Below are 18,936 nucleotides of genomic sequence, written 5' to 3'. Positions count from 1 at the left end.
GCCGCTTCACCCTTTTGCCGGAAAGAGCCTGATGTACCGGATGCGCTTGCCCCCCTGGCTGGTCCTTCTCACGCCGGCCTTCGTGATCCTGCTTGCGGTGGTCGCGATCCCGCTGGTCCTCAGCCTCTATTCCAGCTTCACCGCCTTCCAGCTGACCCGGCCCGAGACGATCACCCGTTGGATCGGGACCTTCAACTATGAAAAGGCCGTTGGAGACGCCAACTTCTGGGCGGCCTTCGGGCGCACGGTGTTGCTGCTGACGGTGGCGCTGAACCTCGAGATGCTGCTCGGGCTTGGGCTAGCCTTGATGGTGGCAAAGGTCACGCACGGGCAGCGCCTTCTGCGCACCATCATGATGTTCCCGATGATGTTCTCGCCCATCCTGGTGGGCTTCCAGTTCAAGTTCATCTTCAACGACAACGTCGGGCTACTGAACAACGCGCTTCAGTCGCTGGGCCTGACCGACGTGGCGATCCCCTGGCTGGTGGACGGCAACCTGGCCTTCATCGCCATCGTGACCGCCGAGGTCTGGACCTCGACCTCGGTCTTCGCGATCCTGATCCTGGCGGGCCTCTTCGCCATCCCGCAGGACCCGGTCGAGGCTGCACGGGTGGATGGCTGCACACCCTGGCAGACCTTCCGCTATGTGACGCTGCCGTTCCTCATGCCCTTCATCTACATCGCTATGGCGATCCGGTCGCTGGACGTGGCCCGTGCCTACGACATCGTGCAGGTGATGACAGCGGGCGGGCCTGCGCGGCGGACCGAGCTGTTGTGGACGCTGATCGGGCGCACCGGCTATGTCGATGCCCGCATGGGCTATGCCAACGCGATGGGCTACATCGCGATCCTGCTGTCCATCGCCTTCACGGTTTACTTCTTCCGCAAGCTCTCGGCGGCGCGGACCAGCCTTGGCATGGGGGACTGACGCATGGACGCAGGTACCCAGCACCGCCTCCGCCGCCGCCTCATGAAGGCAGGACATTTCATCGGCCTCTTCCTGGCCATGAGCCTGATTTGCCTGCCCGGGCTTTGGGTCGTGCTGAACAGCTTTCGTCCCACCGTGGAAATCATGGCCAAGCCCCCGGTCTGGATCCCGACCGAGCTGAACTTGGACCACTACCGTGCCATGTTCGGCGGGATCGGCGAGGGCGGGGTGCCGGTCCTCACCTACTTCTGGAATTCGCTGGTCATCTCGCTGACCTCGACCTTTATCGCCCTGCTGGTCGGCATGGCAGGCGGCTATGCCTTTGCGCGCTATCGTATCCCCGGCAAGGGGGCGATCTTCGTGGGCCTGATGGTCACGCGGGCGGTTCCCGGCGTGGCGCTGTCCCTGCCGCTCTTCATCCTCTACGGGCGGCTTGGGATCATCGACACGCATTTCGGCATGATCCTGGTCTATGTCGCGCTGAACGTGCCCTTCACGATCTGGCTGATCGACGGCTTCTTCCGCCAGGTGCCGAAGGAACTGGCCGAGGCGGCCGAGATCGACGGCTGCACACGCTGGCAGGCGTTCTGGAAGGTCGAATTCCCGGTGGCGCGGGCGGGCATCGCCAGCGCGGGCATCTTCGCCTTCCTCACCTCGTGGAACGAATATGCGCTGGCCAGCCAGCTGACCCGCTCTCTCAATTCCAAGACGATGCCGGTGGGCCTGATGGACTTCACTTCGCAATTCACTCTCAACTGGGGGGGCATGTGCGCGCTGGCGGTCTTGATGATCATCCCTGCATTGATCCTGACCTTCCTCGTGCAGAAACACCTCATCGCCGGCCTGACCTTCGGCGGCGTGAAAGGATAAGACATGGCCGACGTGGTCCTGCGGGACGTTGTGAAAAGCTACGGCGCGGTGCCGGTGGTCCATGCGATCAACCTCGACATCGCGCACGGCGAGTTCGTGGTGCTGGTCGGGCCTTCGGGCTGCGGCAAGTCCACCACGCTACGGATGATCGCGGGGCTGGAGGAGATTTCAGGCGGCAAGGTCCTGATCGGCGGGCGCGAGGTCAACGACCTGCCCCCGCGTGACCGCAACATCAGCATGGTGTTCCAGAACTACGCGCTTTACCCGCACATGAGCGTGCGGGAGAACCTGGGGTTTTCGCTGCACATCGCCAAGCGGTCCAAGGCCGAGATCGAGAAGGCGGTGGCCGAGGCGGCAGAGATCCTGTCCTTGACCCCGCTGCTGGATCGCAAGCCCGGGCAGCTGTCGGGCGGCCAGCGCCAGCGCGTCGCGATGGGCCGCGCTATTGTGCGGCATCCCGACGTGTTCCTGTTCGACGAACCGCTGTCGAACCTCGACGCAAAGCTCCGCACCCAGATGCGGGTCGAGATCAAGCGCCTGCACCAGAAGGTCGGCACCACGATCATCTACGTCACCCACGACCAGGTCGAGGCGATGACGCTGGCCGACCGCATCGTCATCATGCGCGACGGGCATATCGTGCAGATTGGCACACCGCTCGACGTGTTCGAACGGCCGGTGAATGCCTTCGTCGCGACCTTCATCGGCAGCCCCCCGATGAACCTTCTGCCTGCAACGGTGACGGGCAGGGCCCTGCGGCTGGCGGACGGCTCTTCGATACCCATGCCGCCCGGCCTATCGGTGCGGGACGGGCAGGCCGTGCACTTCGGCGTCCGCGCTGACAACATCATGCCCGAGGGCCATTCCATGCCGCCCACCGCCCACATGGCCCATGTCGAGATGCCGGTGACCCTGACCGAACCCCTGGGCACCGAGACGCTGCTGTTCGCCACGCTCGCCGGGACCGAGGTGCAGGCCAAGATGCTGAACCCCCGACCCGTCCGCACCGGAGAGGTCCTGCGCTTCGGCATCGCGCTGGACAAGTGCCACCTGTTCGACGCCGAAACCGGCGCCAGCCTGAGGGTCTGACATGCCGCGCATCACCCGGGCCGAGGCCTTCCTTGTCGATCTGTTGCCCAAGGTCAAACGCACCGACGCTATACAAAGCTTCAAGAGCCAGGAGACGATCTTCGTCACCCTGACCGATGCCGAGGGCGCGACGGGGCGGGGCTACAGCTACACCATCGGTGACGGCGGTCCTTCGGTGCTGGCGCTCCTCCGCCACACCCTGCTGCCCGCGCTGATGGGGCGCGAGGCCGAGATGATCGAGGCCATCTGGCGCGACCTTCTCTTCACCAGCCATGCGACCGCCGTGGGGCCGATCATGTCGCTGGCGCTGGCCGCCATCGACACCGCTCTCTGGGATTTGCGGGGCAAGCGGGCGGGGCTGCCGCTGCATGTTCTGGCGGGCGGGGCCAAGAACCGGGTGCCGATGTATTCCACCGAAGGCGGCTGGCTGCACCTGGAACCCCAGGCCTTGGTCGAGGATGCGCTGGCGATGCGCGCGGGCGGGTTCCTGGGGTCGAAGATCAAGATCGGCAAGCCGACCGTCGCAGGCGATGCTGCCCGGCTGGAGGCGGTGCGCGCGGCGCTGGGTCCGGATTACGAGATCATGACCGACGCCAACCAATCGATGACCGCGGCCGAAGCCGCGCGTCGGTTGCCCCTGCTGGAAGGCCTTAACATCGGCTGGTTCGAGGAACCGCTTCCCGCCGACGACATCGCCGGCCACGCCCGTCTGGCCCGCCTCTCGCGCGTGCCGATCGCGGTGGGCGAAAGCCTCTATTCCCCCGGCCAGTTCGCCGACTACATCGTCGCCGGCGCCTGCGGCATCGTGCAGGCCGATGTGGCGCGCATCGGTGGCATCACCCCCTGGCTCAAGGTCGCCCACATGGCCGAGGCGCATAACCTGTCGATCTGTCCCCACTTCCTGATGGAGATCCACGTTAGTCTGGTCTGCGCCGTGCCAAACGCGCCCTGGCTGGAATACATCCCGCAGCTGGACGACATTGCCGCCCCGATGGCGCGCGAGGGTGGCTTCGCTTTGGCCCCCACAAGACCTGGATTGGGGATAGACTGGGACGAAGACGCGCTGACCGCCCGCCGCGCACCGGGCAGCCATTTCGAGGTGACAGCATGAAACGCTATGGGTCCGTCATCGGCCTGTCGGAAGAGGGCAAGGCCGAATACCGCAAGCTGCACGCCGCCGTCTGGCCCGGCGTGCTAGCCAAGATCGCCGACTGCAACATCCGCAACTACTCGATCTACCTGAAAGAGCCCGAGAACCTGATGTTCTCGTACTTCGAATACCACGGGACGGACCTGGCCGCCGACATGGCGAAGATGGCCTCGGACCCGGAAACCCAGCGCTGGTGGGCGATCAACATGCCGCTGCAACGCCCGCTGGACACCCGGAAAGAGGGCGAATGGTGGGCCGACATGACCGAGATCTTCCATGTCGACTGAACTGCGTCAGTCCCTGCCCCTGCCGAAGACCAGCCTGCCCGTCGTGATCTTCGGCGCGGGGTCCATCGTGACCGACGCGCACCTTCCCGCCTATGCCCGGCTCGGCTTCACGGTGGCAGGGATCTACGACCCGGATCAGGCCAAGGCGCAGGCGGTTGCGGCAAAGCACGGCACTAGCGCCTTTGCCTCGGTGGCCGAGGCGACGGCGCTGGGCCTAGGTGCGGTCTACGACCTGGCCACGCCCCCCGACGCCCATGCCGACCTGCTGGCAGAGCTTCCCGATTGTGCAGTCTGCATCATGCAGAAACCGATGGGCTCGGACCTGGCCGAGGCGGACCGGATCATCCGCATCTGCCGCAGGAAAAGTCTCAAGGCTGCCGTCAACTTCCAGCTCCGCTTCGCGCCCGCCCTGCTGGCACTCAAGGAGGCCATCGCGCAGGGCAAGCTGGGACAACTGGTCGATGTCGACGGGCTCTTGGCAGTGGACACGCCCTGGCATCTGTTTGCCTTCCTGGCCAACCTGCCGCGAGTCGAGATCCTCTTGCACTCGATCCACTACCTTGATGCGATCCGCGACCTTCTGGGCAATCCGCAGGGGGTGCATGCCCGGACCATGGGCCATCCGTCCTCGACCGTGTCGAACACCCGCACGGCGATGATCCTGGACTACGGCCAGAACGTGCGCTGTGCGTTGTCGATCAACCACAACCACAGTTTCGGCCGCCGCTTCCAGGCCTGCGAGTTCCGCATCTGCGGCACCAAGGGCGCGGCTTATGTCAAGCTGGGGGTGAACCTGGACTATCCGAAGGGCGAACCGGACGAGTTGTGGCTGAACACCGGCGCAGGATGGGAACAGGTGCCGCTCATCGGCAACTGGTTCATCGAGGCCTTCCTGGGCCGCTTCACCCAGGTCATGCGCTTTGCCGTGGGCGAGGATGCCAGCCTGCTTGGCAGTGCCGAGGATGCCTGGCACACCATGGCGCTGGTCGAGGCGGCCTATGAGAGTGCCGCGCTGCCGGCCCATCCGATCAAGGGGACGCCTGATGCTTGAACAGGTGAAGTACTTCGAAGACTTTGTCATTGGCGAAGGGCGCGACACGACGGGTCGCACCATCACCGAGACGGATTTCGTCGTCCATGCCGGCCATTCGGGCGACTTCTTTCCGCATCACCTTGACGCCGAATTCTGCAAGACCCTGCCTTTCGGCCAGCGCATCGCCCATGGCACGATGGTCTTCACCATCGGCGTCGGCCTGACGGCCACCATCATCAACCCGGTCGCCTTCTCCTACGGCTACGACCGGCTGCGATTCGTGAAACCGGTTTTCATCGGGGACACGATCCGGTCACGCGTGGAGATCATCGCCACCGAGCCGATGGAGAAGCGCCCCGGTTTCGGCCGAGTGACCGAACGACTGACGGTCACCAACCAGAAGGGCGAAACGGTGCTGGTGGCCGATCACATCTACATGGTGGAACGGCGGCCATGACCATCTGCGCCCGTGCGGCTGGGGCCACCCGGCGCCGGTATGTGGCGGGCGTTGCAGGAGGATGACGATGGAACGACTGACTGGAAAGACCGCCCTGGTCACGGCCGCGGGGCAAGGCATCGGACGGGCCAGCGCCGAACGCATGGCCCGCGAGGGCGCAAGGGTCATCGCGACGGACGTGAACGATGGGGCCCTGGCCGAACTTGCGCGGGTGCCGGGCATCACGGCACGCAAGCTGAACGTGCTGGACCCCGCCGCCATCGCCGCCTTGGCCGAAGAAGTCGGGCCGGTCGACATCCTGTTCAACTGCGCCGGGGTCGTGCACAGCGGTACAGTGCTTGAGGCGACCGAGGCCGAATGGGATTTCGCCTTCGACCTGAACGCCAAGGCCCAGTTCCGGATGATCCGCGCCTTCCTGCCCGGGATGCTGGCCAAGGGGGCTGGGTCGATCATCAACATGTCCTCGGTCGCGGGGCCGAAGAAGGGTCCGGTCAATCGTGCGGTCTATTCCGCCTCAAAGGCGGCGGTCGTGGGTCTGACGCGGGCGGTGGCGGCGGACTATGTGACCAGAGGTATCCGCTGCAACGCGATCTGCCCGGGAACGGTGGACAGCCCCTCCCTGCACGAACGGCTGCGGGCCACCGGCGACTATGAGGGCGCGCTGCAGGCCTTCATTGCCCGGCAGGCGATGGGCCGTCTTGGCCTGGCCGAAGAGGTGGCGGCGCTGGTCTGCTATCTGGCGGCGGACGAATCCGGCTTTACCACCGGGACCGAACACGTGATCGATGGTGGCTGGACCGCCTGACGGGGGATGCAATGAAGCTGTGCCGCTATGGCGACCGGGGCCAGGAAAAGCCCGGACTGATCGACCCGCAGGGCCGGTTGCGCGACCTGTCTGGCCATGTCGCCGACATATCGGGGCCTGTTCTGGCCGATCTGGCTGCCCTTAGGGGCGTCGACCCCTCCAGCCTGCCGCTGGTCACGGGTACCCCTCGGCTCGGTGCCTGCGTAGGCGGCATCGGCAAGTTCATCTGCATCGGGCTGAACTACAGCGACCATGCCGCAGAAAGCGGAATGGCCGTCCCGCCGGAACCGGTGATCTTCGCCAAATACACCAGCGCGGTCTGCGGGCCGAACGATCCGATCATCATCCCGCGCGGGTCGGTGAAGACTGACTGGGAGGTGGAACTGGCCTTCGTCATCGGCAAGCCCGGCAAGTACATCACCGAAGCCGACGCGATGGATCATGTCGCAGGCTTCTTTGTCTGCAACGATGTCAGCGAGCGCAGCTTCCAGGCGGAACGCTCGGGCCAGTGGTCCAAGGGCAAGTCGTCGGACAACTTCGGCCCCATCGGCCCCTGGCTCGTTACCCGAGACGAGGTGCCGGACCCGGGCTCCTTGCGCATGTGGCTGGAGGTGAACGGCAAGCGGATGCAGGACGGCAGCACGGCGACGATGGTCTACAAGGTGCCCTTTCTTGTCAGCTACCTGTCGCAGTTCTTCACCCTGCATCCGGGCGATGTGGTGTCGACCGGCACCCCGCCCGGTGTGGGCTTGGGCATGAAGCCGCCGCAGTACCTGAAGCCCGGCGACGTGGTGGAGCTGGGGATCGAGGGCCTGGGCCAGCAGCGGCAGGTCTGTGTCGCCGACAGCTGACGGCCAAGCTCGCCCCGTCAGGCGCGGGACTTCTCTTTCGCGGCCATCTTCGCCTGTGCCTCGGCCGCAAAGGTCGCGGGATCGCGGTAAAGCGCGGTCAGCAGGTGTTCGGCATAAAGCACAAGCTCCCCTTCGCCCTTGTACACCGAATAGCTGACCTTGAGCTTGCCCATCGTCAGGTTGTGCACCTCTTTCGACAGGTTCTCGCGGATCGTGTAGATCGTGTCGCCGATGAACACCGGCTTGATGAACCGTAGCCGGTCATAGCCGTAGCTGAACGAATTCAGGCAGTTCGTCGCCGCCAGCCCAAGCCCCAGCGAAAAGACGAAGGCCCCCGCCACCAGACGGCGACCGAAGACGCCCTCCTCACGCGCGAAGGTCTCGTCGCTGACATAGGGGTGGTGGTCCATGACCAGGCTGTTGAACATCATCGACTCGCCCTCGGCGATGGTGCGCCGGATCGAGCGGATCTTGTCGCCGATCACGAAGTCCTCGAAGTACCAGTCCTCGGAATTCCAGACCGGTATCGCGGCGTGGTCCGCCGGAAGTCCCGCCATCGCGCGTGCATGAACGCCAATCTCAGCCATTCCGTGTCCCCCATCCCTGTGACAAGAGATCGTTCGCATCTCCCAGCGCGGGTGCCGCACGGGATGCGGCTGGTCGTGCGCCGTCGAACTTGATCGGCAGCCGCGTCGTCTTCAGCCGCACCTCGCCGCGCTGCACCTCCTGCAGCATGTCCAGCGTCTCCATCATCCCGGTCGCCACCAGCGCCTGCCAGTCCATGACCGGGGCGGCCCAGATGTCGGCGGCGATGAAAGCCTCCATCCAGTCGGCGTTGGGCTTTGTCGCCAGCGCCGCCGCCAGGCCCGCCTTGATCCGGTCGCGCGCGGCGAAGGGGTCCAGCCCAGCCGTCGCGGGGTCGAGCCCGGTGATGCCGGCAAGGATGTCCAGCTTGCCCATCGCAATCGCCACATGCCCGTCGGCCGTGGCATAGACCCCATAGGGCGCTGCCAGATAGGCATGGGCCGGGTTCTGCGCCGAGCGCTTGGGCATCCGGCCGCCATCGTTCAGCCAGGTGGTCAGAAGCTCGAACTGCAGGTCGGCCAGCACCTCGATCAGCGAGGTCTCGACCAGCCCGCCAATTCCGTGGCGTTCGCGCCGGAACAGCAGCGCCAGAACCCCATGCGCCAGCGCCGCCCCCGCCAGCACATCACCGATGGGCAGGCCCACCGCGACCGGCCCGTCCTCGGCTCCGCCGGTCAGCCACATCATTCCCGACCGCGCCTGCGCCAGTAGGTCCTGCCCCGGCAGGTCCACCCAGGGGCCCTCGGTGCCATAGCCGGTGACCGACCCGTAGACGACCTTCGGATTGATCGCCCGCACGGCGTCATACCCAAAGCCCAGCCGCTCCATCACGCCGGGGCGGAAGTTCTGCAGCACCACATCCGCGCCCCGGACCAGATCCCGCAGCGCCGCCCGGTCGGTTTCGGATTTCATGTCCACCGCGACCGACCGCTTGTTGCGGTTGATCGCATGGAAGATCGTGCTTTCGCCGCCGATCCGCGTGTCGGTCAGGTACAGGTGCCGCGACAGGTCGCCCGTGCCGATCCGTTCCACCTTCACCACGTCCGCGCCCATGTCGGCCAGTTTCAGCGCGGCATAGGGACCGGCAAGGAACTGGCTGAAATCAAGGACGCGCAGTCCCGCAAGCGGCAGGGGAGGAGGTGTCATTCCGGGAAGCTTTCGATGAATCTCTGGTCCAGCGCATCCAGTGCTGCGGCATGGGAGGTGCGGCCTGTGATCGCGTCAAGGACGATCTGGCTGCCCTCCTCCTGAAACGCCATATAGCCCTTGTGGCGCGGACGCAGCCAGGCGGCCTCATGCGTGAGGCGGGTGTTGGCATAGGCATTTCCGACAGCGGCATTCACCGCCGCATCGCCCCAGGCGCGGGCATTGCCGGGCTGGCCGTTGCTGGCCGAATAGAGGCCCCGCTGCACCGCGGCCGAGGCAAGCCAAAGGGCAAAGCGGGTGCACAGCTCGGGATGACGGGTGTGCGCCGACACGGCGATTCCCGTCCCGCCAAGGGCCGATCCGATGGGGCCACCGGCTCCGATGGCGGGGATATCGCAAAAGGCAATCCGGTTGCGGCGATAGCCTTCGCGCGCATAGGGGGCATAAAGGTAGGTCAGTGGGATGACCCAATGCCGAGGGCTTTCGGCCAGCGCGTTCAGGGCGGCAATCGGGTCCATCGCCCGGCAGGCGGGGTCCACCAGCTCGGCCAGGGCCTGCAGCGCCTCCAGCACGGCAAGGCCCGTGGCGCGACTGACCAGGGGGCCGCGGGTGACGGCGCAGGGATCGCCGAGATTTGCCGCCAGGGTGAAGAACCCCATCAGCACATGCGGCGGGCGCAAGGGCCACAGCACTGCCCCCTCGCGCGCGGCCTCCATCACCTGATCCCAGCGCCGTAGCGGGGCGGCCTGCCGGTCAGGCCGGATCGCCTGCACCTGGGTCGCGGCATCGATGGGCAGCGCCCATTGCCGCCCGGCCAGCCGGTACGAGGCAAAGCTCTTGCCCACCGTCTCGCCCTCAAGCCGCAGAAGGCTTTCTGCATCGCCATGCTGGTCGATGGGCAACAGGCAGCCATCCGCCACTACAGCGCCAACATGCGGATGGTCGATCACCATCAGGTCATAGGTCGCGGCCAGTTCATCCACCGGCGTTGATTCAAAACCCTGAAGCGACCGCTTGTCCCATTCGATCTGTACACCGGGGTGCAGCCGGGCAAATTCGGCCGCAGCGGCTACGACCGGATCGTAGCCCCTCGGATCGGACCACGTCATCCCCCTGAGATCGATTTCCGTCGCCAAGTCTCGTCCTCCGCCCTCACCGGATTAGTAGCAAGCACAAGTTCACAAGTAAAAGGTATTTTTACATTTCAAACATTCTGGATCATTTGATTTCAGATTTGAACCCATGCTACCACCAGCGAAAGGGGATCAGCATGCCGCGCAAGGATCAGGACGAGGACGACCTCGAAGAGGCCGAAGGCCCGGAAGAAAAGTATCGCGCGCCGGCGCTTTCGAAAGGTCTCGACATTCTGGAGCATTTGGCAAGCGAGGCTGAAGGCAAGACCCAGGCCGAGATTGCCAAGACGCTGGGCCGTACGACGTCGGAAATCTTCCGGATGCTGATGGTCCTGCGCAAGCGCGGCTATGTGCACCTGAACGAAGAGGACGACCGCTACAGCCTGACCACCAAGCTGTTCGAGATTGCCCACCGCCATCCTCCGGTCCGCCGCCTGACCAGCATCGCGGGAGAGGCGATGCAGAAACTGGCCAACCGCATCAACCAGTCGATGCACATGGCAATCCTGCATTCCGGCAAGGTGCTGGTCATTGCGCAGGTCGACTGCAACGACAACAACATCACCGCCGTCCGCCTTGGTGCGCAGATCTCGCTTTATGACACCTCCTCAGGCCGCGTGCTGGCTGCCTGGATGGATGCCGAGTCCCTTGCGGCCTTGCTGGCCGAGGCGGGGCCCGGCACCGATGACCGTCAGGTGGCCTTTGTGCGCGACCTGCCCTCCGTTCGCGCTGCGGGCTACGCGCAGAACGAATCCTTCACCATTGCCGGCGTCGTCAACATTGCCGCCCCCGTTCGCGACATGACCGGCCGGGTCATCGCGGCAATCACCATTCCCTTCGTCCGCCGCCTGTCTGGCACCAACACGGCCACTGTCGACGGGGCCCGGGAAGAGCTGCTTGCGATGGCGGCAATGATTTCGCAGCGACTCGGGGCCGGAGCAAACCGCGAAAGCTGAAGGCATGCCGACAGGTAGCGGCAGAGCAAGCGCCTGGGTCCTTGCCCTGGGCCGGAACGCCGGGTCAGCGCTGCGCCGATCACGGCCCTAGCAGATGCGCGGCAACTGCTCGCCGATCAGCATGTCGACCAGCCGCCCCCCGCCAAAGGCGGTGCGCAGGGTGACCCGACCGGTGGGGCCGGGCAGGGCCTTGCCGATCACGCAGGCCCCCTCGCCATGCGGCAGCGCGCGCAAGGCTGCTACCACCGCCTCGGCCCGGTCGGGCGGGCAGAACAGGACCAGCCGCCCCTCGTTGGCCAGATACAGCGGATCGAGGCCCAGAAGCTCGCACACCCCCGCCACCTCGGGGCGCAGGGGCAGGGCGGTTTCGTCCAGTTCGACCGCTACCCCGGCCTCTGCGGCCAGTTCGTTCAGCGCCGAGGCAAGCCCGCCCCTGGTGCAGTCCCGCGCCGCACGCAGGTCGGGTGCCGCCGCCAGCGCCGCCTGCATCAGGTGCCCCAGCCCCGCGCAGTCGGACGACAGGTCCACCGACAACGCCAGGTCGCCCCGGGCGGCCAGGATCGTGGCGCCATGGTCGCCCAAGACGCCGTTGACGATCACCGCGTCGCCCGGCCGGATGTTCTGCGGCCCCAAGTCCAGGCCCGGCGGAATGACCCCGACCCCGGCGGTGGTGATGAACACCCCGTCGCCCTTGCCGCGCTCGACGACCTTGGTGTCCCCCGTGACGATCCGCACCCCGGCCCGCGCGGCCTCGGCCGCCATCGACGCGACGATCCGGCGCAGAAGCGCGATCTCGCAGCCCTCCTCGATGATGAAAGCCGCCGACAGCCACAGGGGCCGCGCCCCGCCCACCGCCAGGTCGTTGACCGTGCCGCAGACCGCCAGCGTGCCGATGTCGCCGCCGGGAAACTCCAGCGGAGTGACGACAAAACTGTCCGTAGTGAACGCGAGCCGCGCGCCGGGTTCCTGCAGGGCCTCCGTCATCAGCCGGGCCTGGTCATCCGTGCCGGGCGGCTGGAAGACCGAAGTGAAGACCTCCTCGATCAGGTCGCGCATGGCCCGCCCGCCCCCGCCGTGGGCCATGGTCACATGGGTGTCGCGCAACGCCATCTATTCCGCCGCCACCCGCGCACCCGCATATTGCCAATAGGCCGCGCAGGCCCCTTCCGAGGACACCATCAGCGCGCCCAAGGGCATTTCCGGAGTGCAGCCCTTGCCGAACTGCGGGCACCCGGTCGGCTTCAGCTTGCCCACCATCACCGAGCCGCAAGCGCAACCCTCGACCTCGGGCACCTGGCGGCGGCCAGTGGCATAGCCGATGCCGAACTTCTCCTCGGCGTCGAAGGCCGCGTATTTCGCCCGGATGCGCAGACCGCTCGCGTCGATCTCCCCCAGGCCCCGCCACTCAAACGTTGGGCGACGTTCGTAGACATCGGCGATGGCGGCCAAGCTGACCGGGTTGCCATGCTCCGGCACCACCCGGGCATACTGGTTCTCCACCGCCGCGCGGCCCTCGGCCACCTGGGTCAGGACCATCAGCACCGACTGCAGCAAGTCCGTGGGTTCAAACCCCGCCACCACGATGGGCTTGCCGAACTCCTCGGCAATGAAATCATAGGGATGCGTGCCGATCACCATCGACACATGCCCCGGCCCGATGAACCCGTCCAGGACCATGTCCGGGTCCCCCAGCAACGCCCGGATCGGTTCGGGCACCGTGATGTGGTTGCAGAACACACTGAAATTCCTCAGCCCCTCGCGCGCCGCCTGCTGGATCGACAACGCCGTTGACGGAGTCGTCGTCTCGAACCCCAGGCCGAAGAACACCACCTCGCGCCCGGGGTTGCGGCGGGCCAGTTCCAGCGCGTCCAGCGGCGAATAGACCATGCGGATGTCGGCCCCGCCGGACTTGGCCTGCAACAGGCTCTTCCGATGCCCCGGCACCCGCATCGCATCGCCGAAGGTGGTGAAGATCACGCCTGGCTTTTCGGCAATCTCCACGCATTCATCGACCCGCGCCATCGGCAAGACGCAGACCGGACAGCCCGGGCCGTGGATGAACTCCACCCCCTCGTGGATCAGCTTGTCGAGGCCATAGCGGAAGATCGAATGCGTATGCCCGCCGCAGATTTCCATGATGTGGACCGGCTTTGCCCGCGTCGCCCCGATCTCGTCGGCCTTGCGGGCGATGGCGGCCAGCAGTGCGCGGGCCGCGACCGGATCGCGGAATTCGGATGCGAATTTCATGCCAGCGCCCTTTCCGCAGCCGCCATCTGCTCCAGCGTCTCCTGCGCCTCGCCCAGATCGCGCAGCGCCTCCAGCGTCTTCTCTGCCTCGTCCTCGTCGATCAGGCTCATCGCAAAGCCCACATGGATCAGCGCCCATTGCCCGACCAGCGCCTCAAGGTCGTTGCCTGCGACGCATGCCACGTTGACCTCGCGCCGCACGCCCGAGACCTCGGCCATAGCCATCAGGCGGGCGGCATCGGTGATTGCGGTGATCTTGCCCGGAATCCCCAGACACATGGCCTATTCCTCCTCTTCGTCCTGCATCTGGCCCGAGGGATCGGCGATCCCGTAGCGGTCCAGTTTCGCCCGCAGTCCCACGCGGCTCAGGCCCAGTTCCACCGCCGCCCGGCTCTTGTTCCAGCGGTGGCGCGTCAGCGTCTCGCGCAGGATGCGCATTTCGATCAGTTCGACCCGGTCCTTCAGCGTGCCGTCCGACATGAGCACCGCCTGCGCCGTGCGGTCGGCCCCTTCGTCAGAGGGGAGCGCCTGCAGGATCGGGCGGCTGATGAGGTCGGCCCCCAGCATCGGGCTGCGGGCGAAGATCAGCATCCGGGTGACTTCGTTCTGCAACTCGCGCAGGTTGCCGGGCCAGTCGTAGTTCTCCAGAAACTCCAGCGCGGCGGGGGCAAAGCCCTGTGCGGCCTTGCCGTGCGCGGCGGCCAGGTCGGACAAGAAATGCTGGGCCAGGATCGCCACGTCCCCCCGCCGGGCGCGAAGGGGCGGGATCGCCATCTCGGCCACGTTCAGCGCAAAGTAGAGGTCGGGCCGGAAACGGCCATCGGCCACCCGGGCGGGCAGGTCCGGCCCAGCCCCGGCGATCAGTCGCAGGTTCGTCGTCAGCACTTCCTGCCCGCCCACGGGGCTGAAGCTGCCTTCATCGACCAGCCGCCACAGCGCCAGTTGCAGCGCGGGCGCGGCCTGTTCGATGCCTTCCACGAACAGCGTTCCCCGGTCTGCCTTCTGCGCCAGGCCGATCTTGTTCACCCCGCCCGGCAAGACGCCGCGCTTGGCCCCGAACAGCTCCACCGCCGCCAGGTCCTCGGGCAGGCCGGAAAGGTTGATGGCATGGAACGGCTTGTCCGACCGCAAGGACCCATAGTGCATCGCCCGCGCCAGCCGCGCGCGTCCGGTCCCGGGTTCGCCCAGCAGCAGGGCGGGTACGTCAAAGCTCGCATAGTGCCGCGCCATCTCGATCAGCGCGTTCATCGGGCTTTGCGGACTGCGGAGCAGCGTCTCGAACCCCATCCCGTCGCGCAACGCGGTGCGGCGTTTTTCCAGCTTGGTCTGGCTGGTCGAGGCGAGGAACCGCATCTCCAGCGCCATGCGCTCGTTGTCGCGCGCCAGCTGGAACAGCCGCGCACCGTTCCGCGCCGCCATCACCAGCTGGTCGGGATGCCAGGGCTTGGTGATGAACTGGTGGATGCCCGCATCGTTGATGGCCTGCGCCATGGCGGACGGGTCGGTATAGCCGGTGATGATGATCCGCACGGTGTCCGGCCAGCGGTCGCGCAGGTCAGTCAGCAGCTCAACCCCTGTGCGCTCCGGCATCCGCTGGTCACAGATCACCACATGCACCCATTCCTCCTCCATCCGCGCCAGCGCGGTTTCGGCGTCGGTGGCCGTGACGCAGTCGAACTCGTCCTCCAGCGCCATGCGCATCGCCGACAGCGAATGCGGCTCGTCATCGACGAGGAGTAGCGTGGGGCGCGTGCCGGTCATGCCTGCGCCTCGGCAAGCCGGGCGCGCAGCCAGGTCAGCCAGGCGGGCATCCCCTCGCCGGTGCGGGCCGAGACGCGCAGGATTTCGATCCCGGGGTTCACCCGACGCAGGTTCGCCTCGTACAGGTCAAGGTCCACGTCGCAATGGGGCGCAAGGTCGGTCTTGTTCAGGATGGCCAGTCGCGCGGCGGTGAACATGTCGGGGTATTTGAGCGGCTTGTCTTCGCCCTCCGTCACCGACAGGATCGCGACCTTGGCGGCCTCGCCCAGGTCGAAGGCGGCGGGGCAGACGAGGTTGCCGACGTTTTCGATGAAGAGGTAGGACCCGGGGCGCGGACGCACGTCGTCGATGGCATGGCCGACCATTTGCGCGTCGAGGTGACACCCCTTGCCCGTATTGATCTGGATCGCCCGCGCCCCCGTCGCCCGGATGCGGTCGGCGTCCGCGCTGGTCTGCTGGTCGCCCTCGATCACCGCGAGCGGCGCGTCGCCCAGGGCCTCGATCGTCTTGCAGAGCAGCGTGGTCTTCCCCGACCCGGGACTGGAGACGAGGTTCAGCGCCAAGACCCCCAGTGCGTTCAACACCCGACGGTTCGCCGCCGCGATGCCGTCGTTCTTGGCCAGGATCGACGTCTCCACCTCGATCAGCCGCTCCTGCGACATCCCCGGCACCGAGACCCCGGCGGGGCCTTTGCCATAGTGATGGTCGTGGTGGTGATGCCCCTTCGCCTGGACATGCGGGAAGGGCAGGGCAGGGGCCGCGGGCTGGAAGGCGGGCGCGTGGCTGTGGGCCAGACCCAGGCGATGCGCCTCGTCATGGCTCATCACCTTGCCATCCGCCGTCACCGTGTCCCCGCAGCCGCAAACCGTGCACATCACGCCACCTCCATGTCCTTGATCCGCATCTCGTCCCCGCCCTGCGGGATCAGCTTGCCGCCACCGCACATCGGGCAGGGGTCCAGCCGGTCGGCCAGCTCCACCGTCTTCCCGCAGTTGTAGCAGAGCGCCTGCCCGGGCAGGTCGATCATCTCCAGCCGCGCGCCCTCGGCTGGGCTGCCGCGCATGACGACGTCGAAGGCAAACTCCAGAGCGGGCTTTTCCACCCCCGCAAAGCGCCCGATCTCCAGCCGCAGCACGCGGACCTTTGCGAACCCATGTGACCGCGCCTGGTCAAGGACGATGCTGCGGATGCCTTCGGCGAGGCTCATCTCATGCATGGTGGACCTCGCGGACCGTGACCGGAATGCAGGGATCATGCAGCGCGACCAGCTTTGCGACAAGGTCGGGTCGGTCACCCGGCAGGCTTGCCAGCGCGCGAGCCAAGGCACCGCCCGGTGCCAGCTGGTGGTCCGTGGGGGTCACCCGCACCACCCCCGTCACCAGCCCCCCGGCCTGACCCAGCCGCAAAGCATAGGCCCCCCGCGCCGCCTGCACCACCGCCGTCCCATCGGCCAACCGTCGCGGCGCGGCCAAGTCCCGCGTACCCTCCAGATCCGCCAGCAATCCCAGATAACGCCACAGCGGGCTGCGGCCCTGATCGGCCTCCACGGCCCGCAAGAGAGGATGCCCCGCCTGCCGCCCGGCAGGGGAGTTCTCGAACGCCCCCACCTCCGTGCCCTCAGGCCAGGGCAGGACCGGCACTACACCCACCCCTTTCGGAAAACTGCGCAACACCGCCCGGCCCAGTTCCGCCGCTGGCAGTGGAGCCGCCAGCCACTCCGCCAGCCCCGCCAGACCGCGCGGCAGGTACGTCACGGCTTTAGGATCGGGGCGCAGGGGCGGCAGGTCGAAGGCCCGGCGCAGGGTGACATAGAGCCGCGCCAGGTGATCCTGCACCACCTCGGCACTGGTGTCGGGCGCGTGGTCCAGCCTCAGCGCCAGCCGCGCCGCCGTGGTCTGCGCCATCCGGCACAGGTTGAACAGACGCGGCAGCAGCGCCGCCACTTCCGCCACTGGACGACCCGTCAACAGGGCGGCCAGGTCCGGCCCGGGCTGCCGGTCGATCTGCCAGCCCCCCGCGCCCAAGACAACCTCTGCCGCCCCCAGCGTCATCCGCCCATCCCCCCGGTGATCAGCCTGCGGCGCGACGGCTCGGCCTCGGGTTCGGGCGGCGGCGCAAGCTCTGCCTCACGCCTCGCGCGGATCTCGGCGGCACGGTCGGTCTCCTCCCGGTTCTCGGCCTTGAAGAGCTCTCCCATCGCCGCGCGCGCCACGTCCACCGCCTGCAGCTGGCTGGTGAAATCCCCCATCGGCGAGAAGAGCGCGCAGGCCATGTACGGCCCCACCATCTCGCGGCTCGCATGCATGAACTCGTACTCGCCCGAGGGGAAGGCCAGCACCTCCTTCGCCCCGACCTTCAGCGCCGGACGGTCAGGCCCAGGAAGGAACACCAGGTTCATGAACCAGGGCGCGACCAGGATCCCCAGGAACCCGCCCTCATGCGGCTGGAAACCCACGGCCTGCACATGCAGCGCCTGGTTGACCATCGGCAGGTCGCGCATCCGGGAATGGAAGACCTCGGTGAAATCGGCAACCAGCGCCTTGGTCCGCGCCTCCATCTCCGCCCGCTGGGCCGCCGCCGGAGCACCCGGGTCGTCATGCACCAGGAACTGCGCGCGGGGGGCAGAGCAGCCGGGGCAGGTCCAGTCCTCGGGCAGGTCCAGGAACGAGGTGCCCGGTTCGATCTGCCGGGTCTCGTCGCCCACCGCCGGGTCATAGGGCGTCCAGCAGATCTTGCATTCCATGATCGCCGCCGGGCTGATCTTGTCGGCCGACCCCAGGAAGCTGCCCTCGAATCCCGGGGTCATTGGATCGCCCCGATCACGTCGCGGATGCGGATGGCGCTGTCTTCCAGATCCTCGACCGCCGCAACGGCGACCTCGGGGATCTCGCAGACCTCGTAGGTGTCCAGGATCAGCGTGTCCATCGAGTTGAAGAATTGCACCTTCCAGACATGGGCTTGCGCGCAGGCGGTGACGCGGCAGTTGCCATAGCCGCGCGACAAGACGGTGACCGCGCCTTCGCCAAGCGCCTCGGACAGCCAGTCCAGGTCCTCGGGCGTGTGCGGCAACAGCGACAGGTTGACGACATGCGCCAGGGTCCCCGGCTGGCGGGTCAGCGACTTGTCGACCAATTCCGCCAGGATCGCCGGCGCATTGGCCAGCCCCGGCACGCGGCGCGCAAGGACGCCAATGGCCGGGCGATGCGGCAAGTGCGCGCGCGACAGGACCAGCGAGGGGACGGGCGCCACCTCGACCACATCCATCCCGGCTGCCAGCATCAGCCAGACCCCGGCGAAGACGCTTTCCTGCACCATGACCGCAGGCTTGCCGCGCACCTTCATCGACACTTCGCCCTGACCCAGCGCATCGGCCATCACGGCGCGCGCCCCGGGCGACAGGGTTGCCAGGTCAAAGGATACCGGGGCCGCACCCTTGGCCACCGCTTCGCAGGCCTCGGCCATCCGGGTCAGCATCGCCACCGCCTCGGTCATGGCCGCCGCGTCGTCGGCGTCGGGGATATGGGGGGTGTAGACCCGCATCCCCGACGGCATCGACATGTACTGCAGGTCGCCCTCCGGATCGGGCTGCGAGCCGGGGCCGAAACCGGCAGGGGGCATCGTGAAGGGCGAAACCATGGG

Annotated in this window: 22 protein-coding genes; 10 read left to right on the top strand and 12 right to left on the bottom strand. The window is 66.9% G+C overall.

Annotated features, from left to right (window positions below; genetic code table 11):
• Positions 1 to 40 precede the first annotated feature (40 nt).
• From AC2EAL_RS08965 to AC2EAL_RS08925, 9 genes are all read left to right on the top strand, one after another.
• A complete protein-coding gene (locus AC2EAL_RS08965; protein WP_484723852.1) occupies positions 41 to 928 on the top strand; it encodes a carbohydrate ABC transporter permease in 888 nt (295 codons plus the stop codon).
• A gap of 3 nt (positions 929 to 931) precedes the next feature.
• Complete coding sequence (locus tag AC2EAL_RS08960; protein ID WP_484723851.1) at positions 932 to 1,798, top strand: carbohydrate ABC transporter permease; 867 nt, start codon at positions 932 to 934, stop codon at positions 1,796 to 1,798.
• Between the two features lie 3 nt (positions 1,799 to 1,801).
• Positions 1,802 to 2,887: an ABC transporter ATP-binding protein gene (locus AC2EAL_RS08955; RefSeq protein ID WP_484723850.1), complete on the top strand. Its 1,086-nt coding sequence runs from the start codon at positions 1,802 to 1,804 to the stop codon at positions 2,885 to 2,887.
• Position 2,888: 1 nt separating this feature from the next.
• The gene (locus AC2EAL_RS08950; protein WP_484723849.1) at positions 2,889 to 3,998 is read left to right on the top strand and encodes a mandelate racemase/muconate lactonizing enzyme family protein; all 1,110 of its coding nucleotides are present in this window, start codon (positions 2,889 to 2,891) and stop codon (positions 3,996 to 3,998) included.
• Positions 3,995 to 4,324: an L-rhamnose mutarotase gene (locus AC2EAL_RS08945; RefSeq protein ID WP_484723848.1), complete on the top strand. Its 330-nt coding sequence runs from the start codon at positions 3,995 to 3,997 to the stop codon at positions 4,322 to 4,324. The genes AC2EAL_RS08950 and AC2EAL_RS08945 overlap by 4 nt, the downstream gene beginning before the upstream one ends.
• Positions 4,314 to 5,375: a Gfo/Idh/MocA family protein gene (locus AC2EAL_RS08940; protein WP_484723847.1), complete on the top strand. Its 1,062-nt coding sequence runs from the start codon at positions 4,314 to 4,316 to the stop codon at positions 5,373 to 5,375. Before AC2EAL_RS08945 ends, AC2EAL_RS08940 begins: the two co-directional genes overlap by 11 nt.
• Positions 5,368 to 5,814, top strand: a complete 447-nt coding sequence (locus AC2EAL_RS08935) for a MaoC family dehydratase (RefSeq protein WP_484723846.1) — start codon at positions 5,368 to 5,370, stop codon at positions 5,812 to 5,814. The genes AC2EAL_RS08940 and AC2EAL_RS08935 overlap by 8 nt, the downstream gene beginning before the upstream one ends.
• Positions 5,815 to 5,881: 67 nt before the next feature.
• Positions 5,882 to 6,619, top strand: coding sequence for an SDR family oxidoreductase (locus AC2EAL_RS08930; RefSeq protein ID WP_484723845.1), 738 nt, complete (start codon positions 5,882 to 5,884; stop codon positions 6,617 to 6,619).
• 11 nt (positions 6,620 to 6,630) lie between these two features.
• Positions 6,631 to 7,470 carry a fumarylacetoacetate hydrolase family protein gene (locus tag AC2EAL_RS08925; protein WP_484723844.1) on the top strand — a complete coding sequence of 280 codons (840 nt, stop codon included), beginning with the start codon at positions 6,631 to 6,633 and terminating at the stop codon, positions 7,468 to 7,470.
• A 17-nt stretch (positions 7,471 to 7,487) separates the two neighbouring features.
• Here AC2EAL_RS08925 and AC2EAL_RS08920 read toward each other — a convergent pair whose 3' ends face one another.
• From AC2EAL_RS08920 to AC2EAL_RS08910, 3 genes are read right to left on the bottom strand one after another with little or no spacing between them, the layout of a single operon-like run.
• Positions 7,488 to 8,057, bottom strand: coding sequence for a MaoC family dehydratase (locus AC2EAL_RS08920; protein WP_484723843.1), 570 nt, complete (start codon positions 8,055 to 8,057; stop codon positions 7,488 to 7,490).
• Complete coding sequence (locus AC2EAL_RS08915; RefSeq protein WP_484723842.1) at positions 8,050 to 9,201, bottom strand: CaiB/BaiF CoA transferase family protein; 1,152 nt, start codon at positions 9,199 to 9,201, stop codon at positions 8,050 to 8,052. The genes AC2EAL_RS08920 and AC2EAL_RS08915 overlap by 8 nt, the downstream gene beginning before the upstream one ends.
• A complete protein-coding gene (locus AC2EAL_RS08910; RefSeq protein ID WP_484723841.1) occupies positions 9,198 to 10,337 on the bottom strand; it encodes an extracellular solute-binding protein in 1,140 nt (379 codons plus the stop codon). The genes AC2EAL_RS08915 and AC2EAL_RS08910 overlap by 4 nt, the downstream gene beginning before the upstream one ends.
• A gap of 134 nt (positions 10,338 to 10,471) precedes the next feature.
• Here AC2EAL_RS08910 and AC2EAL_RS08905 point away from each other — a divergent pair, with 134 nt between their 5' ends.
• The gene (locus AC2EAL_RS08905; protein WP_484723840.1) at positions 10,472 to 11,290 is read left to right on the top strand and encodes an IclR family transcriptional regulator; all 819 of its coding nucleotides are present in this window, start codon (positions 10,472 to 10,474) and stop codon (positions 11,288 to 11,290) included.
• Between the two features lie 87 nt (positions 11,291 to 11,377).
• On the opposite strand, the gene hypE is transcribed toward AC2EAL_RS08905, so the two are convergent.
• The 9 genes from hypE to AC2EAL_RS08860 are packed head-to-tail and all read right to left on the bottom strand — an operon-like array spanning position 11,378 to position 18,933.
• On the bottom strand, positions 11,378 to 12,400 hold the full coding sequence (gene hypE / locus AC2EAL_RS08900; RefSeq protein ID WP_484723839.1) for a hydrogenase expression/formation protein HypE: 1,023 nt from the start codon (positions 12,398 to 12,400) through the stop codon (positions 11,378 to 11,380).
• On the bottom strand, positions 12,401 to 13,537 hold the full coding sequence (gene hypD, locus AC2EAL_RS08895) for a hydrogenase formation protein HypD (RefSeq protein WP_484723838.1): 1,137 nt from the start codon (positions 13,535 to 13,537) through the stop codon (positions 12,401 to 12,403).
• Complete coding sequence (gene hypC / locus AC2EAL_RS08890; RefSeq protein ID WP_484723837.1) at positions 13,534 to 13,815, bottom strand: HypC/HybG/HupF family hydrogenase formation chaperone; 282 nt, start codon at positions 13,813 to 13,815, stop codon at positions 13,534 to 13,536. The genes hypD and hypC overlap by 4 nt, the downstream gene beginning before the upstream one ends.
• Before the next feature lie 3 nt (positions 13,816 to 13,818).
• Positions 13,819 to 15,297, bottom strand: coding sequence for a sigma-54-dependent transcriptional regulator (locus tag AC2EAL_RS08885; protein WP_484723836.1), 1,479 nt, complete (start codon positions 15,295 to 15,297; stop codon positions 13,819 to 13,821).
• Positions 15,294 to 16,172 (bottom strand): hydrogenase nickel incorporation protein HypB, encoded by an 879-nt coding sequence (gene hypB, locus AC2EAL_RS08880; protein ID WP_484723835.1) that lies wholly within the window; start codon positions 16,170 to 16,172, stop codon positions 15,294 to 15,296. The genes AC2EAL_RS08885 and hypB overlap by 4 nt, the downstream gene beginning before the upstream one ends.
• A complete protein-coding gene (gene hypA / locus AC2EAL_RS08875; protein ID WP_484723834.1) occupies positions 16,172 to 16,513 on the bottom strand; it encodes a hydrogenase maturation nickel metallochaperone HypA in 342 nt (113 codons plus the stop codon). Before hypA ends, hypB begins: the two co-directional genes overlap by 1 nt.
• Positions 16,506 to 17,348: a HupK protein gene (locus tag AC2EAL_RS08870; protein WP_484723833.1), complete on the bottom strand. Its 843-nt coding sequence runs from the start codon at positions 17,346 to 17,348 to the stop codon at positions 16,506 to 16,508. Before AC2EAL_RS08870 ends, hypA begins: the two co-directional genes overlap by 8 nt.
• Positions 17,345 to 18,103, bottom strand: coding sequence for a [NiFe]-hydrogenase assembly chaperone HybE (gene hybE, locus AC2EAL_RS08865; protein ID WP_484723832.1), 759 nt, complete (start codon positions 18,101 to 18,103; stop codon positions 17,345 to 17,347). The genes AC2EAL_RS08870 and hybE overlap by 4 nt, the downstream gene beginning before the upstream one ends.
• The gene (locus AC2EAL_RS08860) at positions 18,100 to 18,933 is read right to left on the bottom strand and encodes a hydrogenase expression/formation protein (RefSeq protein WP_484723831.1); all 834 of its coding nucleotides are present in this window, start codon (positions 18,931 to 18,933) and stop codon (positions 18,100 to 18,102) included. Before AC2EAL_RS08860 ends, hybE begins: the two co-directional genes overlap by 4 nt.
• Positions 18,934 to 18,936 lie beyond the last annotated feature (3 nt).

The organism is Tabrizicola sp. T74 (assembly GCF_057219935.1).
The sequence above is the reverse complement of the archived record's forward strand: the minus strand, read 5'-3'. Positions and strand labels throughout refer to the sequence as shown.